The organism is Roseisolibacter sp. H3M3-2, assembly GCF_029211165.1.
Classification (GTDB): domain Bacteria; phylum Gemmatimonadota; class Gemmatimonadetes; order Gemmatimonadales; family Gemmatimonadaceae; genus Roseisolibacter.
The window spans coordinates 1-1,981 of record NZ_JARGEK010000580.1; the positions used below are offsets into that span (position 1 = coordinate 1).

The 1,981-nt window shown below is 75.7% G+C and carries 2 protein-coding genes and 1 pseudogene; all 3 read right to left on the reverse strand.

The genetic code is table 11. From position 1 onward, the window contains the following. Positions 1 to 1,086, reverse strand: a pseudogene (locus PYV61_RS24730) (sodium:solute symporter); the annotation flags it as partial. A 9-nt stretch (positions 1,087 to 1,095) separates the two neighbouring features. Further along, positions 1,096 to 1,239 carry a hypothetical protein gene (locus PYV61_RS24735; protein ID WP_275836546.1) on the reverse strand — a complete coding sequence of 48 codons (144 nt, stop codon included), beginning with the start codon at positions 1,237 to 1,239 and terminating at the stop codon, positions 1,096 to 1,098. Between the two features lie 11 nt (positions 1,240 to 1,250). Continuing rightward, positions 1,251 to 1,981: ABC transporter ATP-binding protein (locus PYV61_RS24740; RefSeq protein ID WP_275836547.1), on the reverse strand; the 731-nt coding region annotated here is incomplete at its 5' end.

Genomic DNA, 1,981 nt, shown 5'->3' on the forward strand with positions numbered 1-1,981 from the left:
AGCGTCTCGACCTCGACGACCGGCGGCACGCGGCCGCTCGGCGGCGCCGGCGGCGCGGGCGGCGGCCAGCGCGCGCGCCGCCTGCTGCTGACCGGCGACGGCGGTCGCGTAGCGCGACTCGAGCGCCGTCATCGCCGCCGGGTCGGCCGCGCGGACGCGCCGCTCGTGCGACGGGTTGTGCAGGAGGGGCGGCTGCTGGAACTGGTAGAACACGAACACCAGCACGCCGACGAGCAGGATCAGCGCCTGGAGCGGGATCTTCCAGTACGCGCTCATGAGGAGCGAGCTGCGCGCCTCGTCCACCGACCTGGCCGTCAGGTACCGCTGCACCTGGCTCTGGTCGGTGCCGAAGTACGACAGCATCAGGAAGGTGCCGCCGATGACCCCAGACCAGACCGTGTAGGTGTTGGTGAGGCTGAACGAGAAGTCGAAGGTGCGGAGCCGCCCGGCCGCGCCGGCGATCGCCAGGGCGTCGCCGGCCGGCACCGGGATGCGCACGAGCAGGACGGCGACGATCGCGGCGACGGCGACGACGATCAGCACCATCTGCTTGACGTCGGCCCACGTGACCGCCTGCACCCCGCCGACGACCGTGTAGAGCACCGTCGGCACCCCCATCAGCAGCACGGACCAGCCGAGCGGCCAGCCGAACACGGCGGAGAACACCACCGCCGGCGCGGCGATGATGGTGCCGCACGACATCCCGCGCGAGAGCAGGAAGAGGAGCGCGGTGAGCGAGCGCGTCTTGGCGTCGAAGCGTCGCTCGAGGTACTCGTAGGCGGTGTAGACGCGCGCGCGGTGCAGGAAGGGGACGAGCGTCACGCCCAGCAGCACCATGGCCAGCGGGAGCCCGAAGTAGAACTGCACGAAGCGCAGCCCGTCGGTCGCCCCCTGCCCGGTGGTCCCGATCATCGTGACGGCCGACAGCTGGGTCGCCATCACGCTCAGCCCCACCGCCCACCACGGGAGCGAGCGGCTGGCGAGGAAGTACCCCTCCATGCTGTCGGTGTCGCGCGAGCGCCGCAGCCCGTCGCCCACCACGTACACGAGGTAGACGACGATGATGATCCAGTCGATGGGATGCACGCGCGCTCCTCAGACGGTGTAGCGGCGCTGCACGAGCCACAGCAGGACGAGCGTCACCGCCTGCACGGCGAGGACGCGCACGAGCGTGGCGCGGAAGCGCGCGCGCGCGGCGACGCGCTCGGCCTCCGGGGGGGCGTCGGCGGGCTGGGTCATGGCGGGCGAATCTACCGGGCGGCCGGGACCAGGGCGACCCGCGGCGCGACCAGCCGCACGCCGACGGCGTCCCCCTCGCGCGCCGTCCGGTCGGCGCTCGCCACCTCGACGGCCGCGCCGCCGGTCAGCGCCACGCGGTAGACGGTGGTCGCCCCGGCGAAGCGGCGCGCCGCGACGCGCCCCGCCCAGGTGCCGTCGCCCCCCGGGTCGGCCAGCGCGAGGTGCTCGGGACGGAGCACGGCCAGCCCCGCGCCGTCGACCCCCGGCGCCGGGAGCGCCTCGGCGTGCTGCGCGACCCCGCCGGCGGCGATCGACGCGCGCCCGCCGCCGTCGAGGGCGGCCGGCAGCAGCGACGCGCGCCCCACGAACGTCGCGACGGCCGCCGAGTCGGGGCGGTCGTAGAGCGCCTCGGGGGTCCCCACCTGGAGGAGGCGCCCCGCGTCGAGCAGCGCGACCCGGTCGGCGACGGCGAAGGCGTCCTCCTGGTCGTGCGTCACCAGCAGCACCGTCACCCGCTGGTCGCGCAGCAGCGCCCGCAGGTCGTCGCGCGTCCCCGCGCGCAGCGCCGGGTCGAGGTTCGACAGCGGCTCGTCGAGCAGGAGCACGCGCGGCTCGATCACGAGCGCGCGCGCGAGCGCGACCCGCTGCTGCTCGCCCCCCGACAGCTCGCGCACGCCGCGCGCGTCGCTCCCCGCGAGCCCCACCGCCGCCAGCGCGTCGGCGGCGCGCGCGGCGCGCTCGG